Origin of the sequence: Frankia sp. CpI1-P, assembly GCF_001421075.1 — a bacterium.
GTDB classification, from domain to species: domain Bacteria; phylum Actinomycetota; class Actinomycetes; order Frankiales; family Frankiaceae; genus Frankia; species Frankia torreyi.
The window spans coordinates 101255-118926 of sequence record NZ_LJJX01000014.1; the positions used below are offsets into that span (position 1 = coordinate 101255).

A 17672-nucleotide genomic window follows, 5' to 3' on the forward strand; every position below is an offset into this window, starting at 1 on the left:
CCGTGGCCTCGGCACGCGCCGTCAGCTCGGCCCGGGCCGCCGCTCCTCTCCTCGCCGCCGAGCCGACCCAGGTCGCCGAGCCGACCCAGGTCGCCGAGCCGGTGGATGTCGACGAGCCGGTCGACGTTGTCGAGCCGGTCGACGTTGCAGGGCCGGCTGATGTTGCCGAGTCGGCTGATGTCGCCGAGCCCGCCAACGCTGGTGAGCCGGCCGCCGACGTCGCGTCGGCGAGGGCCGCGGGGCCGGCACTCCAGGACGAGCTGGCGGTGGGCGCGGAGTCCGCGCGGCTCGACGAGCCGGCGCGGCCGGATTCGGATGGCGCCGCCCTCGCGGCGGCCTCGGCCGAGTCCGGGAGTGCCGGTGAGCCCGGGAGTGCCGGTGAGCCCCCGAGTGCCGATGAGCCCGCGAGCGGGATCGAACCGGTTCGCTCGGGCACGCTGGGCGTGGCCGGAATGAGGGCCCGGACCTCCGGCGTCACCAAGGAGCGACCGGCGGCAGTGGCGGGGATCCCGGCTCCGACCGGCAGCAGCCCTGTCACCACGTCGGGCGTGCGGTCGGGCGCCACGGGGGAGCAGGGCGCGGGCGGCCGGGTCGTCCAGGAGGCCGCGCCGCGCTGGAACGGACTGCTCGATCCGGGCGGCGTCGGCGGCGACAACCTCAAGGAGATCGTCGGTATCGGCCCGGTGATCGAATCANGGCTGCGGGCGCTGGGCATCACGACCTTCAGCCAGCTCGCCGAGATGGGCGACACCGACGTCGACCGGCTGGCCCACAAGCTCGATGGTTTCGGCGATCGGATCATCTCCGACGACTGGGTGGGCCAGGCCCAGGACCTCCAGGTGCGCCACTACGGCGGCGTCTACTAGGGCGCGTGTCACGCCCGTAGCTGGCCCGGGGCGTCGCCATGGCGCGGCGACGCCCGGGTCCGTGGCTCAGAGTCCGGAGATGAGTCCCTCGATCTCGGCCTCGAGGATCCGGCGGTCGGTGACGTCGCTGTAGAGCCACAGGTGGCCGCAGTAGCCGTCGGCCGCGGCCAGCGCGATGTGGCTGCGTTCGAAGACGCGGCCGTCGGCGAACATGACCGGCTCGCGGCGCAGCGTCCGGCGCCGACGCAGCAGGGTGTCCAGACGGGCAGCGAAGCCGGACGGGTCGTCGACCAGCCCGGCCCGCGGCCGCAGATGGCGGCGGCAGTCCGTGCCAACCAGGTCGACGGGCGAGTCCGCCAGGTCGAACAGGTCGCAGTACATCTGGTTGACGGCGACGACGCTGCCGTCGCGATCGGCGATGAGGACCGCGGTCGCGAGCTCGGCGAGCAGGGTCGTCAGCCAACGCTCCCGGTCGCGGCAGGCCTCCTCGATCCGGCGCACCTCGGCGAACAGGCAGCCGCAGCCCTCGGCCGGGTGCCCGCCGTCGGCGTGCGCTGGGCGTGGATGCAGGTCGTCTTCCTCGTTGCGGTGCAGGACGACCGCGGCGCGCCACTCGGCGCCGGGGGGGAGCGCGCCGCGAGGGTAGCTCGTGGATCGGTCCTCCGGGATCTCACGGGGGGCCGACCGGCCGGGCGTCGGCTCGCCGGGGATCGGCCGGCGGGGGAGCGGGACCGTCCAGCGCCGATTCGCCACGGCGTCGTCCGCGTCGGGCCACCGCGCCGGTGGCCCGGACAGGGGGTGCCCGGTTCCAGCGGGATGACCGAGCACCGGGCCGTCGAGATCCGGCGAGGGATCGGCCGGGCCGTCCGCGGACCGGTTTGCTCCAGCGGTGTGGTCCGGACTTTCCGGTTCGCCCGGGCCTGCCGGCGCATCGGTCCAGTGGAACGGGTCGTCGGCGGACTCGCGGAAGGCACGGGCGGCGTCGTCGAACGGGTCGTACCCGCCCAGCCCGTCGAACAGGCCAGATCGATCGGGGCCGCCGGGCAGGACCCCCTCCGGTCCGACATCCTCCTGGCCGAACAGCTCGTGACCCAGTAGCTGCTCGTCGAAGAAGTCCGNGTCGAAGGGGGTGAGATCCAGCGCCGTCTCCTCGGACTCGACGGGCACAGCGGCGTGTTCGGCGTCGTCGGCGGTGAGCCACCCAGTGTGGCTGTCGGGGTGCGCCGGGACGTCCAGGCCGTGGGTGTCGCGGCTGGCGGCGTCGCCGACGGTGGGCGCACCCACCGGGGCCGGCGTGAGGGTGCCGACGAAGCGGCGCCGCCCGTCGCCGGCGGACGTCGCCACCGTCTGGATGATCGCCCGCCGGGCCTCCCCGCCAGGTAGCACCAGCCGGATCTGCACGGAGAACCCGTCGCCATGCGTGACCAGGCGCCGCCAGTGGTCGCCCACGGTGGCAACGTCGTNGGGATGGACGACCCGGTCCCATCCCCAGCCGACCGCCTCGTCGCGGGGAAGTCCGGTCAGTTCGGACCACGGGCGGTTCACAAAGAGATGGCGACCGATCGCGTCGGTGGCGAATACCGCCACCGGGCAATTTTCGACAATTCGCCAGAACATCTTCCAAGCGGTCTTGTCGAACATGTCCGAAGGCTGGAAATCTCGGTTTCCACTCATCGGGTCGCCCCTTTCGAACCGCGCGTAGCGGNCCGCAGGCAGGTCCTGGGCAGCGTCGCCGCGGTGGGCGGACGGGCTTCTCGCAAGCGGTTGCTGAGCCCGTGGATCGATGGCTGACCGGACACGGAAGGGACCCCCGAGGCAGGCGTTGGTGGCTTACCGGGTGAGATCGGCAGGGTGGGGGAGGCTCCACCGGTCGACCCAGCAGGCGATTGTGGCTTCACGGATGAGCGGGTTAGGGACCGCCGCGAGGCTACCGCCTCCGGGGCGATTCGGCGGCGAAATCCTGCGGGCGTTTCCGGGGCGGTCGGCGCACTGCCGACCCGCGGGATGTACGCGCGCCGCGATGGTCGCCCCCCGATCCGTGACCGCACTCTTGATGCGGAGAGTAACTAAATGGGTGGTCAAGGTGGGACGCTGTGCACACCGTGACCTGCCTGTGTCCTACCCGGCCCACACCCCCAGAGGGGGTTGTGCGAACGTTGTTGCGTCCGCCCTGATGGTCGGGGCTTGATAAGCGGTGACCTTCTTCCTACGCTTCGTAGCAATTGTCCGGCCGAGGAAGAGGCGGAGCTGGAGGAGCGGCGGTTTTCGTGGCGGTGGCACGTGGCGGTTGGTTGGACGCCACCTCGTTCGTGGAGGACGAGGTCCGGGAGCTCGTCCGGCGGCGTTCCCTGGATCCCGTGCGCGATCCGGCCCAGGTCCGCCAGCTCGTTCAGGAGGTGCTCGCCGACTACGAGGAACGCGTTCTCGTCAGCGACCTTCCGCCCGTCGTCGACCGGGATGTCACCGCTCGGCTGGTCTACGACGCGGTCGCCGGCTTCGGGCCGTTGCAACNCCATCTCGACGATCCCACCGTCGAAGAGATCTGGATCAACGAGCCGGGTCGGGTATTCGTCGCGCGGGCCGGTCGCAGCGAGCTGACGACGACAATTCTCACCGCTGACCAGGTGCAGGATCTGGTCGAACGGATGCTCAAATCGTCCGGCCGGCGGGTGGACCTGTCGACCCCCTTCGTCGACGCCATGCTCCCCGACGGTTCCCGNCTGCACGTGGTGATTCCCGACGTGACCCGGGTGCACTGGTCGATCAACATCCGCAAGTTCGTGCTGAGCGCAGGCAGCCTCGACGAGCTGGTCGGGCTCGGCACGATCACCTCCGCGGCGGCCGCGTTCCTGGAGGCCGCCGTCGTCTCCGGCCTCAACATCATCGTCGCCGGTGGCACCCAGGCCGGGAAGACGACGCTGCTCAACTGCCTCGGTTCNGCGATCCCCGCCCGCGAGCGGGTGATCTCGTGCGAGGAGGTCTTCGAGCTGAAGCTGCGCGCGCCGGACTGGGTCGCGATGCAGACCCGGCAGGCCAACCTGGAGGGCAGCGGGGAGATCCGGCTGCGCCGGCTGGTCAAGGAGGCGCTGCGGATGCGCCCGGACCGCCTGGTGGTCGGCGAGGTTCGCCAGGAGGAGGCGCTGGACCTGCTCATCGCGCTGAACTCGGGCCTGCCGGGGATGTGCAGCCTGCACGCCAACTCGGCCCGCGAGGCGGTCACCAAGCTGTGCACGCTGCCGCTGCTCGCCGGGGAGAACGTCAGCCACGCCTTCGTCGTGCCGACCGTGGCCGCCAGCGTCGATCTCGTCGTCCACCTGGAGAAGGACGTCTCGGGTCGCCGGCGCGTCACCGAGATCGTCGCGCTGCCCGGCCGGGCCGAGGGCGACATCGTGGAGATCGCCCAGATCTACCGCTCCCGCGCCGAGGGCCTGGTCCGCGCCGACGGCTTTCCCCCGCACGTCGACCGCTTCACCCGCGCCGGCTACGACCTGCCCACCCTGCTCGCGCAGGGGGACCGCGACCATCCCCACCGCCGGCCTGGCGGTGGCTGGCCCGAGATCGCCGTGGAGCGTTGATGGGCATCTTCCTCGGCCTGCTGTGCGGGCTCGGCCTGTTCCTGATCATTACCAGCGGCCGGCCCCGCGAGTCCCGCGGCCCGACGACGATGCGCTGGGAGCACACCACCGCCGAGCTGCTCGCCCAGGCCGGCATCCGCGGCCTGAGCCCCCGCCAGTTCGTCGCGATCAGCGCTGCGCTCGGCCTGCTCGTCGGTCTCGTCGTGCTGGCGTTCACCGGGACCCTGTCGCTCGCCGGCGCGTTCGCGGTCTTCGCGAGCCTGCTGCCGCGGGCGCTGGTCGTCCGCCGCCGCCACGGCCGGATCCACGACCTGCGGGAGCTGTGGCCGGACGTCGTCGACAACCTCGCCAGCGCCGTGCGCGCCGGGATGTCGCTGCCCGAGGGCCTGGCCGCCGTCGGGGTGCGCGGGCCGGTGCAGCTACGCCCGGCGTTCACCCGTTTCGGCGAGGACTACAGTGCCACCGGATCGTTCTCGACCTGCCTGGACCGGCTCGCCGACGAGCTCGCCGACCCGGTCGCCGACCGGATCATCGAGTCGCTGCGGATGGCGCGAGAGGTCGGCGGCACCGACCTCGGCCGCCTGCTGCGCACCCTGTCGACCTTCCTGCGCGAGGACGCGCGGACCCGGGCCGAGCTGGAGACCCGCCAGGGCTGGACGGTCAACGCCGCCCGCCTCGCGCTCGCCGCCCCCTGGATCGTGCTGCTCCTGCTGGCCACCCGCGGCCAGAACGTGCAGGCGTACGACAGCCCGACCGGCGTGCTGGTGCTGGTCGTCGGCGGCGGCGTGTCGGCCCTCGCCTACCTGCTGATGAAACGGATCGGCCGGCTGCCCGAGGAGGGCCGGGTGCTGCGCGGCGGGGTCGCCGCCGCCCAGGCTGCGGCCACCGCCACCGCCACCGCCGGGCGTGGCTCCGGATCACGCCCGGACGATCCTGCGGGCGCCCGCCCGATGATCGCCGCTCCCGACCTGGACGCGCTAGGGGGCTTCGACGGGCCTGGGGGCTTCGGGGCGGGGCCCGATCGGGGGATGCAGCCATGACGATGGTCGCCGCCGGGGCGCTGCTTGGCCTGCTCGTCGGGCTCGGCCTGGTCATCGTCGTCTACCGGTCGCCGCGGGCCCGGCGCATCCAGCTCGCCGACCGGATCGACCCCTACCTGCGCGACACGCCCACCCCGTCCCGGCTGCTCGCCGACCGGCCACGGGCGTCGACTCGTCCGGGTTTCGCCGCCGTCGAGGCGCTCGTGCGGCCGTTGCTCTCCGACGTCGCCGGCCGGCTCGATCGCTTTCTCGGCGGCCGGGTGGCGTTGCAGCGCCGGCTGACCCAGGCGGGCGGGCGGACCAGCATCGAGGAGTTCCGGGTCCAGCAGGTGATCTGCGCGGTCAGCGGCGCGCTGGTCGGCGCGTTCCTGCTGGCGCTGCGGGCCCTGCTCGGCATCGGCCCGCCGGCACTGGTGAGCGTCGCCCTCGTCGTCGCCGGCGCCGCCGGCGGGGTGGTCGGCCGCNAGTACTGGCTGACCCGCTCGATCACCGAGCGCGAGGACCGGATGCTGCTGGAGTTCCCCACGGTCGCCGAGTTGCTGGCGCTGGCGGTGACCGCGGGGGAGTCCGCGATCGGCGCGCTCGAACGGGTCAGCCGCCTCACGCACGGTGAGTTGGGCCGCGAGCTGCGCCTGGCCCTCGCCGACGCCCGTTCCGGCGCCACGCTCGTGCAGGCCCTGGAGGGCATCGCCGCCCGCACGGCGCTCGCGCCGCTGACGCGGTTCGTCGACGGCATGGCCGTCGCGATCGAGCGCGGCACGCCGCTGGCCGACATCCTGCGCNCCCAGGCGATGGACGTCCGCGAGGCAGGCAAGCGCCAGTTGCTGGAGGCCGGCGGCCGCAAGGAGATCGCGATGATGATCCCGGTCGTCTTCCTCGTCCTGCCGACGACCGTGATCTTCGCGTTCTACCCCGCCCTGGTGAGCTTCACGGTGATCGCGCAATGACCAGACGCAGGGCTCAAGGCACGGGGCTCGGACCGGACGGTGATGGAGGAGACATGGGACGGCGTATCGGGCAGACCCTGAAGGCGAGGTGGCTGGCCTGGCGGTCGGCCATCCACACGACCAGCGTCGGCGGCGACGGCCGCGACCGGGGGGACGTCCCCGGCTGGGTGATGATCACGGTGATGACGGCGGCGCTCGTCGTCGCCATCGCCACGCTGGCGACGCCGGCGTTGCAGAACCTGTTCACCTCGGCCATCAACTCGGTGTCGGGCGTCGGCGGCGGTGGCGGCGGCTGACCTCCCGGCCACGCCGGCCACAGCCGTGCGAGAGGGCACACGCCTGGTCGGGCCCGACGGCGAGGACACGACGGGCGAGGACAGCGCGGCGGGCGGCAGGCCCACGTCTGGCGACGGGTTCCCGCTCGGCGATGGGGTCCCGCTCGGCGACGGGGTCCCGCTCGGCGACGGGGACTCGCCTGGCGACGAGGGGTCCGCCGTCGTCGAGTTCATCCTGGTGGGGACGTTGCTGCTGTTCCTGTTCCTCGGGATCCTGCAGGTCGGCCTGATCCTGCACATCCGCAACACGCTCGCGGCGGACGCGGCGGAGGGCGCCCGGCACGCCGCCAACCTCGGCGTCCCGGCCGCGGACGGCGGCCCCTACGCGCAGGCGCTCATCGCCCGGACGATCCCCGGCCGCGCCGACACCGTCTGCACCGGCACCGATGTCGAGGGCCCCGGCGGCACCCCGCTGGTCCAGGTCACCTGCAAGGTCGCCGTCCCGCTCGTCCTCGTCCCCCTCGGCGACGGCGTGACGATCACTGTCACCGGCCATGCCGTCAAGGAGCAGCCGTGACGCCCCGGCCGTCGCGCACCGCCTCGACGGCCCGGGGCCGGACGACGCGGCCCCGGACGGCCTCGGCAAAGGCGGTACGGCCGGAGAAGCTCCGTGCCCGGTCGGTCCGAGCGCGGACGGCCTGGGCCCGGGCGGTGTGGGGGAAGGATCGGCTACCCCGCGCGGGCGCGGGCCGGGTGCGCCGTGAGGGACGGGGGGTGGACGACGGCTCGGCGATGATCGAGTTCGTCGGGCTGTCCATCGTGTTGCTCGTCCCGTTCGTGTACCTGTTCCTGTGCGTGTTCGCGGTGCAGAAGTCGGCGTTCGGCGTCACCCAGGCGGCCCGCGAGGCCGGCCGCGCCTTCGCCACCGCCGACAGCGAGACCCAGGGCGCCGACCGGGCCCGCCTCGCCGCCGCCCTCTCCCTGCAGGATCAGGGCGTGTCCGGCCAGCCGCAGATCCATTTCGCCCCGGCCGGCGCGAACTGTGGCGCCGGCAATCCCGGCGATGGCGCGCAGACCCTGGAACCGGGCGCGTCGTTCGTCATCTGTGTCCGGACGGTCGTCGCCCTACCCGGCACCGGCGCCCTGTTCGCCGGCATCACCGACGTGACCGTCAACGGCCAGTTCACCGTGGTGATTGATCAGTTCCGTGCCGATAGGCAGAATCCCCAGCCCTAGCAGGGGTTTCGTGCGTTCACGGGGTTACGCGGGATCACGCGGTTTTACAACATCATGCGGACTTTTTGCGGACCGTGATCATGGCCTGGTCCGTGGCTGCCGGCACCCGGCAGCCAGCGTCCGCCGCCGGTGGTGCGGGCGCCCGCTCGGACATCGCAGTTACGTCTGAGCGGCCGTCACGTTCGGTTGCGACGGCGGACCCGCCATCAGTGGCGGCGGGTCGGGCCTCGGTGCTGCCCTCCGGCCGGAGCTGAACGTCCAGCACCATCCGGACCGTGGACCACCGGGGGTCAACTTCGTCCGCCCCCGGACGGACAGGGGACCGGTTGAGGTTCGTACGCACAAAGTGCGTACGAACGCGCCCGCTCCTGGGTCAGGTGCTCCAGTGGAGCGCCGAGGGTGTCCACACTGTGGATACCCTTCGCCGGCCCGGCTGTGGCGATCCACGGCATACGCCGTCCACCTGATCACTTTGCCGGCACCGGCAAGCCGATCTTCGCGGCGCCGCGAAGATCGGGATACTGTCCCGATCTTGCCGGCTCCGGCAAGATCGGAAGCGTACCCGGCCCTTCGCGTTCCGGGCATTCNGTCAGGCCGGCGCCCGGACCGCACTGGTCAGTCTTGGGCCCGGCCGCTGTTGGTCCGTGTCGGGATCACGGGTCGGTGTACTTCTTCGACCGCAGCATCACCTGCGCGTCGGTGCTGATAACTGTTCCGGCTGCGGGTTGCTGGGAAACGACATGCCAGTTCCGGTCCAATACCAGGAGCCGCCCCTGGCCGGTCGCGTCCTCTTCCGCCAGGTTGTAGAAGCCGGCCGCCTGGAGGGTGTCCTGGGCGGTCTGATGGTTCAGGCCGACCACGTTCGGCACGGCCTTCTGCACGGCCGGAGCTGCAGTGACCGCTGCTGCCGGCGCGGAGCCTACGGGTGCTGTGGCTGCGGGTGCTGTGGCTGCGGGAGAATTGGCGTCCACCGCGGCGGCCGCGGCCGGAGCGGTAGAGGTTCCGTTTCCCCCGCCGGCGGCGACGCCGATCACGATGAGGAGGATCGCGACGCCCGCGCCGATTCCGATCTTCGCGTTGCGGGAAAGGCCCCTCTTCTCTGGCGGCGGGGGCNATGTGGACGGGCGGTGGCCGGCATACTGATCGCGGGCCGGTGGCGGATAGTCGTAGCGCGGATCACGCCAGCCGGCACGATCGTTGGGCGGATAGCCCCGGTCGTCATAGCCATAACTCATAGTGCGATTCCCCCGTTTCGTACGTCCGAGGGCGCATGCTAGCGATCAGCCCTGGAGCGGACGCTCAAGGCGTTCGATGGTTGACGGTGCGTTGATGGGGTCGCGGGAGTCTGGCGCGTAGCTCGGCGATGCCGTCCAGGGTGGACAGCGGCCGAGCGTGGGCCGCGAGCACGCCGTCGGCGCGGGTCTGCAGTGCGACGCGGGCCGGCGTGGCCGGTGCGCCGCCGTCGTCGGCTTCGAGGTCGGCGCAGACCGGGCATGGCGCCGGCTGGGTGTGCCTGCGGCACATCTGGTGCAGGTTCGGGGGGACGAACACCGACGGCGCCGAAGTGGCCAGGGTGGCGGGTTCGGGGTGGAGGTCGCGGATACGCCGTCGGCGGACCGCGATGGAACTGCGGACCGTGCCGGTGACCGGTGCTTGGTAGGCGGCGGTGATCTGCTCGGGGGTGCAGCCGCGGGCGAGGGCAGCGGCGATGTCCGGCTGCCAGGAGGCGGGGAGCTGCTCGTCGTGGGCCAGGCGGCCGGCGAGGTCGGCGTACGGGTTCACCTCGACGGCGCCGCTCAGCTCCTCGGTGGCCTGGTGCTCACCGTGAACGCTCGAAGCGATCTTCGAGCCTCCTTGAAGATCGCTCCCCGGTTCGTCGTCGGTGGGCTCCGCTGCTGCTGCTTGTACTTCCAGGGAGCTTGCCAGGGAGGGGTCCGGTCCACCGGACGCAATTCGGGGGCCGNCCGGACGCAACTCATCGGTAACTTCCGTGTCTGCGTCCGGTGTGCCGAACCCAATCCCCGCGGGTTCTTGGTGAGTTGCGTCCGGCGAGGCGGACGCAACGGCGACGGCGGTTGGTTGCTCCGCAGGTGGTTGCGTCCGGTCCACCGGACCCATCTCGGTGTCCACGTCGAACCGGACCTCGTCGAACAGGAGTTCGTAGACGGCGACGTGGCCGCGCCGGGCGCGCTCGACCTGTCGGATCAGTCCACGCCCGGCGAGCCGGCCGAGTACGGCGGCGAGTTGGCTACGGCTCTTCAGTCCGGAGCGGGCAAGGAGCTTCGGTAGTCCGGGGGATGCGCGGCGCGAGCCGCGGCGGGCGTTCTCGGCGAGAGCGAGCACGACGGTTCGCTCGGCCGGGGGGAGATCGCCGGGGAGTATGTCGAAGGCGGCGGCGACCCATCCCCAGCTCATGAGGAGCCCCAGCGGGCAAGTGGGGTGGTGACGTCGGTGGTCTGGCCGCCTTCAGGCAGGCTGCCGCGGGCATGATGGGACACAGGTCGGTGCCCTTCTGAGGAAAGGGTTACTGATCAAGGGCCGGTCAGGAGGTGCGAACTCCTGGTCGGCCCGCTTCATGTGCGCTGAGACCGTGGGTCTTCAGCCGGCACGCCCCGTGCTGTCGATCAGCCGGAATCGGCTGTGGGCCTGGTGGGTGTGCGGCCGGTGCNTCGCATCCACTCCTCGATGTCGGTGGCGAGCCAGATCTTGCCGACCCGCAAGGTCGCGATCGGCTCGGGGAACGTCGGATCGGACTTCATGATCTGGTAGATCCGCGCGGAGCCCAGACCGAGAGCCTGCGCGATCTCCGCTGCTGCCATGAGCCGAAGNTCCTTTGTCATGGGCGCCAAGTCTAGTAGGCGAGTCGCCAGTATGCGGGTTGCATGCTAGACTACTTCTCTAGTAACGTGCCACTTGAGCGGCCCCGGCCAGGAGGTAGGAGCTCCGAGCCAGGGCCTGACGGACCACCTGCCAGAACAGGAGACCCGCTGTGCCCCACCTTGTCATGCCTCCGCGCGCCCGTGAGCGGTTCGCTCGCACGGCCCGCCGCCTGGTCGTCGCGGTGGCGGTCCGCGTGCTGGACCGCCTCGGCCCGGCCGCGCTCCCCCCGGCCGTCGAGTTGGCCCCGGCCGCCGTCCCCGCCCCGGTGGTGGCCGAGCCGACGCTGGCGGCCGCACCGAAGCTGTTCGCCGTCGACGAGCTGCCCCCGCTGGAGGTGATCGACGCGGCGGCGGTCGCGTTCGACCTGGCCGGTGAGGCTGCCCGCGCCGGTGACCGCGGCAAGCGCAAGGCCCGCAAGCTCCTCGACCGGCTTCCCGACGGCCTGTACGGCCGGTGGATGGTCGAGCGGGTGCCGTCGGCGAAGACCACCCCGGACCTGGAGCAGATCCGCGCCGACTACACCCGCGCCGGTCTCGGCGAGGTCCCGATGCGGGACGTCGCGCCAACCCTGCGGGTCACCATCGCCGTGGCCGAGCCGATGCTGGCGGTGGCCGCGTGAGCCCCACCGACCTGTTCGCCNACCATCCCGACCTGATCGACGTGGGGAGCCGGTATCCGCTGGCCCGCGCCGCCATGACCTTGCAAGAGCGCATCAACGCCGAGGGCGCGGGCCGCTTCGACCCGACTCGGTCGCCGGCCGAGCAGCGCGAAGCCTGGCAGCGCGCGCTCGGCATGTGCCAGGCCCGCGACGTCATCCCCGACGTCTTCGAGGGGCGCCCGCAGGCGCTGGCCGATGGCCTCCTGGCCCTGCGGGCGAAGGCGGACGACCCGACGCTGCTCGACGACGAGCGGCAGGACTTCGACTGGCAGTCCGACGGCTACGCGGACGCCCTGCTGACCTTCGACGCCGCCGTGCGCCCTCTGCTCGGGAGCACGGCGACCAGCACGGAGGAGGCCCGATGACCGCGAAGACGATCCCGCTTACCGACCTGCTCCCCGACGACGTTGTTCAGGGGTTCGCCGATCGGACGTTCGCGCGGGCGATGANGGCCGAGCAGCTCCAGGTGCAGACGGCGTACGGCTCGATCTACGCGGAGGTCCTGGTCGACGCGATTGACACGAACGACGTCGAGCTGGCCGCGGCGGCGGTCCGCTGGCTGGTCGCGCACGTCCGTGCCGGCCGGGCCCGCTGGCACGAGCTCGACCAGNGCGCCGGGGGTGCCNAGTGAGCGGCTGGGCGACGCAGCGGTTGGCCGACCGGATGGCGGCCCGCGAGCAGAACCGGCTCGACCTGGATGCGGCTGCCGCACGGCAGGCCGTGGCGCTGGCCCAAGCCGACGAGCGAGCCGAGAAGCAGCGGGCCGCGCGGGATGCGGCCATGTCTCGCCGGCGGGCGCGGCGGAGTGCGGCCCGGCAGGCGGCAGCCGGCTGGCTCGCCGTGCACACCGTCGAGGTGCTCATCTACGCCTTGGCGGTGCTCTGCGCGGCGATGGCGGTCCCTGCGATGGCCGTCTACGGGCTGCGGATCTACGGGGCCGTGACCGGCGTCCTGCTGCCCGCGTTGACCGAGCTGGGCGCGTGGGCGTTCGCCGGCGCGGTGCAGGCGTCCCGGCGGCGGCACCCGGACCGGCCGGTGCGCTGGCTCGCGGTCGGCGTCATCGTCTTCGCGGCGACCGGCGCGGCGCTGAACCTGGCGCACGGCTGGTCGACTCACGGCCCGCTCGCCGGCGTGGTGATGGCCGCGGTGTCGGTGGCGGGCATCGTCGCCCATCAGCTCGCCGTCGCCTCGCCGCCGCGCTCGCGCGCCGAGCGGACGGCGGCTCGGCATGGCCGGCTAGTCGAGCGGCGGTTGGCGCGGGCGCGGCGGGCGGCGGTGCGCCGCGCGGTGGTCGAGCTGTCCCCCGACGGCACGGTCCGTCTCGTCTACCAGACCGGCGTCTACGGGACGCGCCGCCGCGGCCTGGCCCCGGCGGTCGCTCCCGGACTGCCCGTCGACCCGGTGGACGGCTGGGATGCCGGCCTGTCCGTGCTGCTCGCCAGCGCCCTCCCTGAGGGTGTCGTCGAGCCGGCCGGAACGGACCTGACCGACCCGACTCCCGCGCACCCGACTACCGAGCTCGACCAGCAGGTTTCCGACGGGGAGTCGGCCGACTCGGTGGGCCGGTCGGGTGGGGTGGCGCTCGCGGACCCGCCGCCGTCCGATCCGCCGGCGACGAAGACGGGTGGACGCCGGGTGAACCCGCAGGCGCGGCGGAAGCTGACCGCTGACGAGGCGCTCGCCGCCGCCCGGCGCTACGCCCGCCGTAAGGGCCGCCCGGTGACCGCGGAGGAGCTGCGGGAGCGGCTCGGCGTCGGCGCGGTGACCGCCCGCCGGCTCCGCGACAAGGTCAACGCCGAGCAGGCCGACGGCGGTGCCCAGTGACCGGCGGGGGAATCCGCGCGGACCTGCGCGCGCTGCCCTGGTGGGTGGCGACCGGGCTCGTCGTCCTGGCCGTGGTCGTACTGGCGGTCCGTGCGGCCGGTCTGGTCGTGCTCGCGGTCGTCGACGCGGCGGAACGGTTCGAGGCCGCGGTGTCCGGCGCGGCCGGGGTCCGGCCGCTGGCAGCGTCGGTCGTCGTGCTCCCGCCCGGTGGTGAGGGCCGGTGACCGAGCTCGACGAGGCGCCTGCGGCGCACGGGGGCACGGTCGTCACCGGGCCCTGGGCGGCCGAGCCGATGGTGGAAGCCGGGCCTGTCGTGGGCGAGGTGCTGCCCGCGGCCGGTCCGGTGGCGGCCCGCCCGGCGGTGCCGCTACGGCTCGACGATCCGCTGCGGCTACCGGTGTGGATGACCGACCGTGCGGTCGCCCGGGCCCGTGCTCGGCGTGCCGGGCTGGTCGCCGGCCGGCTGGCGGTGCGCTCGACGTGGCGGACCCCGGCGGCGGTGGCGCGGGGCTCGTGGCAGCTCGGGCGCTGGTGGTGGATGTGGGTGCGCGCGGAGGATCTGGCCGTCGAGCTCCGCGACCCCGCCGGCCGGCTCGGCAAGGAGATCTTCGTCGTCCGTGAGCACCGCAAAGCCCGGTGGATCATCAGCGGTGGGGTGTTCGGCGGCAGCAGTCTCGCTGAGGCGCTGGGCGCGGTGATGGTCGGCGACTGGCTGCCCGTGCTGAGCGTCGCCGTCGGGGCGGGCGCGGCCGGCCTCGCCGGGCGGCGCCGGGCCCCGGGTGGTGTACTGGCCGTGGGCGGGATGGAGCCGGACCCGCGGGCGGATCTGGCCCCGGAGCATCTCAACGCGGCGTTCCGCGCCGCCGGGCTACTCAAGCCGGGCACGACGCTGGTGCTGTGCGCGCCGATCGTGCGGGACCGGCACGGCCGCGGCTGGGAGACCGTCCTGGACCTGCCCCGCGGGGCGGGGAAGACCGCCGCCCACGCGATCGCCAAGCTCGACGTGCTCGCCGCCGAACTCGGCGTCGACGAGATCCAGCTCATCCTGAGCCGGGTCCGCGCCCACGAAGGCGGCCACGGCCGGCGGCTGTCCCTGTGGGTCGCCGACGACGACCCCTACCTTGGCACCCCGATCCGCTCCCAGCTCATCGACCTCGACCGGTTCGACTTCTGGAAGCCGGTGCCGTTCGGTCGGGACGCCCGCGGGAACCGCATCGACGTCCTGCTGCTGTGGCAGTCCGCGTTCTTCGGTGGGCTGCCCAGACGCGGCAAGACGTTCTCCATGCGGCTCCTCGTCGCCGCCGCCGTCCTGGACCCGTGGTGTCAGCTCTGGCTCGCCGACGGCAAGGGCGGCGCCGACTTCCGCGCCGTCGCCGGCGTCGCCCACCGCTACGTCTCCGGCGCCGACCCGGACGACCTGACCGCCTTCGAGGCGATGCTCGACGAGCTGATCTCGGAGATGTCGCGGCGGTTCGCGTTGCTCGCGAGCCTGCCCGCGTCGGTCTGCCCGCAGGGGAAACTCACCCCGGAGATCATGCGCCGCTACCGGCTGCCGCTGATCCCGCTGGTGATCGACGAGTTGCAGGAGTACTTCGAGGCCGTCGAAGACGAGAAGGACCGTCAGCGGATCATCGGGAAGCTCGCCCGGATCGCGCGGCGCGGCCCGGCCGCGGGAATCATGCCGGTGTACGCGTCGCAGCGGCCGGACGCGAAGAGCGTCCCGACGAAGCTGCGGGAGATCGTCACCTACCGGTACTGCACGCAGGTCACCGACAAGACGTCGTCGGACATGGTGCTCGGGGACGGGAAGGCCCGCGCCGGCGCGGACGCGTCGATCCTTTCCGAGTCGGAGCATCACAAGGGCGTCGGCGTGCTGGTCACCGGCCCGGCGTCGTTCGTCGTGGTGAAGGCCGACCTGCTCGAGAACCCGGACTTCGAGGCCGTGTGCCAGCGCGGCCGGGAGCTACGTCTCGCCGAGGGCACGCTGACCGGGGAAGCCTGCGGCGATCTTGCCTCAGCTGCCGCGAGCGTCCGGTTCGTGATTCCTACCGTCATCGCCGACGTGCTGGAGGCGTTCGGCCGCCGCTCCCGTATGTGGACCGAGGATCTCCTGTCCGCCCTGGTCAACATCGACGAAGACACCTACGGCGAATGGGACGGCACCCGCCTCGCCTCCGAGCTGGAGGACGCNGGCGTCGTGCGGAGCATGAAGCAAGTCAAGATCGATGGGGAGAACCGGGCCGGCTGGCTGCTGCGCGACCTCGAAGGCGCGATCCCACCCGAGGCGCTCGCNGCACGGCCGGTAGACGGGGCCCCGTCTACCCGCGCCGCCAGCGAACCCCCCGCTACCCCGCTCGGCTCCACACCCGCCCCGTAGACGGGGCCCTCTACCCCAGTAGCGGCCCCGGTAGACCCCTCTGACCTGCACGGTAGCGGCAGTAGAGGGGTCCCGGGCCTGCCCTCAACCACCCCGTCAGGACCGACCTGGCGGGCAGGCGAAGGGAAGACGCGATGCCACTGCGACGTACCCGGACCGATCGTCAGATGCCGGCGGCCGGCACGACCCCGCCCGAGCACTGCGCGGCCTGCGGCCACCCCGGCGGCCCGACCCGACCCCTACGCCACNACACCGGCGCCTGGGTGCACCACCCCGGACANCACGGCCCCCACGGCACCATGCTGATGCCCTCCGAGACCGACGGCGAGTACTGATGGGCCTAATCGACTGGATCGCCGCCGGCCCGGCGAGGTCCGCGAGACGGACCTGGGCGCGCGCCGACCGCGACCAGGCCCGCGACCGGCTGCGGGACGTGACCGACGGCAAGGGCCTGACGCCCTGCGGAACACCGACCCGCGCGCCTATGCCCACCTGCGAGAGATGCGGCCAGTACGGGCGCCCTCTCACCGTCCGCCACGGCCGAGCCGTCTGCCGGGCCCGCTGCTGACCTGTTCTGCGGGGTGTGCCGTCCGGGTCAATGCACTCCCGGCAACGGCAACCCCCAATCAGCGTCCCTGCCGGGTGGCCGCGTACCGGCGGGCCGACCGGGCGCGCCAGGCGGCTGCCGAGCCCCCTGTCTGGGTGGCGCGCAGTGTCCACAACCCGGCGACGTAGCAGGCGAAGGCGGTCAGGGTGTCTGGGGCGACCGTCCAGCAGTCGAGCCTGGCGGCCCATCGTTCGGCGTCCGCCGGTTCGTGGCCGGCCCCGACGAGTCGAATCACCAGGAACGCCGCGTCGACCCAGCACGCGGCGGCGGCGGGCCGCGCCCAGTCGACGACCCGTACCAGCGGGCCGTCGAGGAGAAACTGCCCGCCGTGCAGGTCGGTGTGGGTGAGCCGGTCTCCGGCGACCAGCCGCGGTGCCGCGGCGGCGAGGGGTGCCGCCGCGGCCGCGTTCCAGCCGTCGAGTGTGCCCGCGGGCAGCGCCCGGATCTCGTCCCACCAGTCCGCCCCGGACCATCGGAGCTCAAGCGGACGCAGCTCACCCGCGGGAAGCGCCGCGATGGCGTCCACGGCCGCGGCGACCGCCGGCAGGTCGGCCGACCCAGGGCGCAGGTCAGCCGACCGTCCGGCGGCGTGGTCGAATCCGACGAACAGCCAGTCGTCGATGTCAACGACGAACCGCGGTGTCGGCGCGATCCCCGGGGCAAGCCGACCGTTGGTGTACTCGGCGCGCAGACGCCTGGCCCGCACCCCACCGCCGTGGACGCCCTTGACGAACATCCTGACTGCCGGGGTGGTCACGACCGCGGCGACGTCGCAGCCGTCCCCTCCGCCCACATCCGCGGTGGAGGTCACCGGACCGGTCTGTTCGATGATCGCGGCCCGCGCCTCGCCCGNCAGATCGTCCCATTCGATCATTGATATGGCTCCATGGTCCGTTACTTGGGGATACGGCTGCCCTGGTTCTCGTCGCCGTCCTTACCGCTCGCCGAGCAGTTTCCATCGTCGGCGCAGTCGGCCGCGGTCGCCCACAGGTCGGGTTCAAGCTGGTAGCCGAGACGTTCGATCGCCCGCACCGTCCGCGCGATCCGCATCGATCCGGGATGCCCGCTGAGGTCCCCGCCGGCCTGGCATCCCTCCGGTTCGGGGGCGCAAGCACCGGCGCTGACGGGCCTGTCGTCGGGGGCATGGTGGATGAACGTGCCGGCGACCTTTCGGCAGAACAGCGCGTAGTCCTTGGTGAACAGCAGGAAGGTATGCCAGCCCAGGTCAACGGCGCGGGATGGACGCAGACCGCGGTCGAGCGTCGGGCCGCACGCGGCGAGGAACGCCAGGGCCTGGTCGATGATCCGACCGGCGNCGTCGCCGACCTCCGGATGGTCGGCTTCGAGGCGGGCGACGAGTCGCGTGTAGAGCTTCTGCGGGATCAGG

Annotated in this window: 8 protein-coding genes and 11 pseudogenes; 14 read left to right on the forward strand and 5 right to left on the reverse strand. The window is 72.8% G+C overall.

The genetic code is table 11. The features are described 5' to 3' along the window. Nucleotides 1-932 precede the first annotated feature (932 nt). The 3 genes and pseudogenes from FF86_RS11900 to FF86_RS46750 all read right to left on the reverse strand — a co-directional run. Nucleotides 933-1694, reverse strand: coding sequence for a PAS domain-containing protein (locus FF86_RS11900; RefSeq protein ID WP_313954322.1), 762 nt, complete (start codon nucleotides 1692-1694; stop codon nucleotides 933-935). A gap of 291 nt (nucleotides 1695-1985) precedes the next feature. Further along, nucleotides 1986-2329, reverse strand: a pseudogene (locus FF86_RS46745) (histidine kinase); the annotation flags it as partial. 1 nt (nucleotide 2330) lies between these two features. After that, nucleotides 2331-2540: pseudogene (locus FF86_RS46750) on the reverse strand (PAS domain-containing protein); the annotation flags it as partial. Between the two features lie 593 nt (nucleotides 2541-3133). Here FF86_RS46750 and FF86_RS46755 point away from each other — a divergent pair. The 11 genes and pseudogenes from FF86_RS46755 to FF86_RS11930 all read left to right on the forward strand — a co-directional run. Continuing rightward, a pseudogene (locus FF86_RS46755) lies at nucleotides 3134-3377 on the forward strand (CpaF family protein); the annotation flags it as partial. Between the two features lies 1 nt (nucleotide 3378). Beyond that, a pseudogene (locus FF86_RS46760) lies at nucleotides 3379-3585 on the forward strand (CpaF family protein); the annotation flags it as partial. 1 nt (nucleotide 3586) lies between these two features. After that, nucleotides 3587-3804: pseudogene (locus tag FF86_RS46765) on the forward strand (ATPase, T2SS/T4P/T4SS family); the annotation flags it as partial. Nucleotide 3805: 1 nt separating this feature from the next. Next, a pseudogene (locus FF86_RS46770) lies at nucleotides 3806-4441 on the forward strand (ATPase, T2SS/T4P/T4SS family); the annotation flags it as partial. Then, nucleotides 4441-5295: pseudogene (locus FF86_RS11910) on the forward strand (type II secretion system F family protein); the annotation flags it as partial. The pseudogenes FF86_RS46770 and FF86_RS11910, both read left to right, overlap by 1 nt. A gap of 182 nt (nucleotides 5296-5477) precedes the next feature. Beyond that, nucleotides 5478-5945 (forward strand): annotated as a pseudogene (locus FF86_RS46775) (pilus assembly protein TadB); the annotation flags it as partial. Between the two features lies 1 nt (nucleotide 5946). Then, nucleotides 5947-6263 (forward strand): annotated as a pseudogene (locus FF86_RS46780) (type II secretion system F family protein); the annotation flags it as partial. Nucleotide 6264: 1 nt separating this feature from the next. Beyond that, nucleotides 6265-6428: pseudogene (locus tag FF86_RS46785) on the forward strand (pilus assembly protein TadB); the annotation flags it as partial. A gap of 53 nt (nucleotides 6429-6481) precedes the next feature. Further along, nucleotides 6482-6724: a hypothetical protein gene (locus FF86_RS11920; RefSeq protein ID WP_044884594.1), complete on the forward strand. Its 243-nt coding sequence runs from the start codon at nucleotides 6482-6484 to the stop codon at nucleotides 6722-6724. 43 nt (nucleotides 6725-6767) lie between these two features. Continuing rightward, nucleotides 6768-7280, forward strand: coding sequence for a TadE/TadG family type IV pilus assembly protein (locus FF86_RS62210; RefSeq protein WP_370657228.1), 513 nt, complete (start codon nucleotides 6768-6770; stop codon nucleotides 7278-7280). Between the two features lie 215 nt (nucleotides 7281-7495). Further along, a complete protein-coding gene (locus FF86_RS11930; protein WP_044884657.1) occupies nucleotides 7496-7939 on the forward strand; it encodes a hypothetical protein in 444 nt (147 codons plus the stop codon). Nucleotides 7940-8592: 653 nt separating this feature from the next. On the opposite strand, the gene FF86_RS64070 is transcribed toward FF86_RS11930, so the two are convergent. Next, complete coding sequence (locus FF86_RS64070) at nucleotides 8593-8973, reverse strand: PASTA domain-containing protein (RefSeq protein ID WP_313954323.1); 381 nt, start codon at nucleotides 8971-8973, stop codon at nucleotides 8593-8595. A gap of 1635 nt (nucleotides 8974-10608) precedes the next feature. Then, nucleotides 10609-10758 (reverse strand): annotated as a pseudogene (locus FF86_RS11945) (AlpA family phage regulatory protein); the annotation flags it as partial. 170 nt (nucleotides 10759-10928) lie between these two features. On the opposite strand from FF86_RS11945, the gene FF86_RS11950 reads away from it, so the two are divergent. From FF86_RS11950 to FF86_RS46795, 3 genes are all read left to right on the forward strand, one after another. Beyond that, nucleotides 10929-11438 carry a hypothetical protein gene (locus tag FF86_RS11950; protein ID WP_199865360.1) on the forward strand — a complete coding sequence of 170 codons (510 nt, stop codon included), beginning with the start codon at nucleotides 10929-10931 and terminating at the stop codon, nucleotides 11436-11438. Nucleotides 11439-13297: 1859 nt separating this feature from the next. Then, the gene (locus tag FF86_RS11970; RefSeq protein ID WP_044884586.1) at nucleotides 13298-13525 is read left to right on the forward strand and encodes a hypothetical protein; all 228 of its coding nucleotides are present in this window, start codon (nucleotides 13298-13300) and stop codon (nucleotides 13523-13525) included. Between the two features lie 578 nt (nucleotides 13526-14103). After that, a partial coding sequence (locus FF86_RS46795; protein ID WP_304438136.1) for an FtsK/SpoIIIE domain-containing protein occupies nucleotides 14104-15491 on the forward strand: 1388 nt, incomplete at its 3' end. Nucleotides 15492-17672: the final 2181 nt, after the last annotated feature.